Consider the following 1,041-nt stretch of genomic DNA (forward strand, 5'->3'; position numbering starts at 1 on the left):
GCGGCAAGCCGCGGCACGATTTCACGTGCGTGCCCCGCGCTCGAGTCGAGCGACTCCGCGTGCGTGTCGAGCCATACGGCAAGATCGGCGGGGACGAAAGAAGCGGTACTCATACTGTTTGCGTCCCGGGTTCCCAACGATAGTCGGCCAACTGCGGATTGAGATCATTGCGAGCGAGGTTGTTCGCGAAGTTGCAGAGCGTCGCAAGACTCACGCCGAGGACCACTTCGAGCGCGTTCGCATTGGTAAAGCCAGCCGCCAGGAACGCCGAGAGTTCCGAGTCGGCGACAGCGCCGCGCGTGGCGATCACCGCGCGCGTGAATACAGCGACCGCGTCGAGCCGCGCGTCGGGCAGCGGCTGCTGCGCACGCAGCGCATCCACCAGCGCCGGGGCAAGTTGTGCTTTCTTCAACGCAACCGCGGTGTGACCCGCCACACAGAAACCGCAACCGTGAATCGCCGCAGCCGTGATCTGAACCGTTTCACGCTCGGCCAACGTCAGTCCGCCGCGCGAGTTGATTTCTCCGACGCTCAGGTACGTTTCCAGCGCCACAGGCGCATTCGCCAGCGCGGCAACGAGGTTTGGCAGGAAACCATTTGCAGCCAGTGAGCGCTGAAGAAACGGGCGGCTCGCCTCGGGCGCGCTCTCGACAGTCTGCAGGGGCAGGCGGCTCATATTGCACTCCTTTCAGTTGGAGACGTATTCTGTGCGCCGTGCCCGATTGCCAACAAGTCGAAACCATCTCTAATTTCTGCCCGATTGTCTTTGACCGCTGCTGCTCAATGAATCGCGCCGCTTTGTATGGAGCTTGTCTGTTGGTCGCGCACTACGGGATGACCGCGCCGCCATGATCCGGGCTGTACTCCGATCACGCGCTGGAACGCACGCGCGAATGCCGACTCGGAATGGTAGCCAACCTGCTCGATCACTTTCGCGGTCGATGCGCCATGCGCAAGCATGGTGGCGGCCAGTTTCATCCTGACGAGGGCGACGAACTGTGCAGGCGGCTGACCGGCAAGCTCGCCGAACAGCCGGCAAAA

2 protein-coding genes are annotated in these 1,041 nt (G+C 62.7%); both read right to left on the reverse strand.

The features are described 5' to 3' along the window. Positions 1 to 109 precede the first annotated feature (109 nt). Positions 110 to 676 (reverse strand): carboxymuconolactone decarboxylase family protein, encoded by a 567-nt coding sequence (locus tag VSR82_RS39800; protein WP_429456801.1) that lies wholly within the window; start codon positions 674 to 676, stop codon positions 110 to 112. A 104-nt stretch (positions 677 to 780) separates the two neighbouring features. Beyond that, positions 781 to 1,032, reverse strand: a complete 252-nt coding sequence (locus VSR82_RS39805) for a helix-turn-helix domain-containing protein (protein ID WP_498858904.1) — start codon at positions 1,030 to 1,032, stop codon at positions 781 to 783. Positions 1,033 to 1,041: the final 9 nt, after the last annotated feature.

The organism is Burkholderia sp. JPY481, from assembly GCF_038900515.1.
Classification (GTDB): domain Bacteria; phylum Pseudomonadota; class Gammaproteobacteria; order Burkholderiales; family Burkholderiaceae; genus Paraburkholderia; species Paraburkholderia youngii.

Excerpts from the sequence above, each read along its gene's own strand:
- VSR82_RS39800 (WP_429456801.1), bottom strand. The coding sequence starts at position 676 with ATGAGCCGCCTGCCCCTGCAGACTGTCGAGAGCGCGCCCGAGGCGAGC.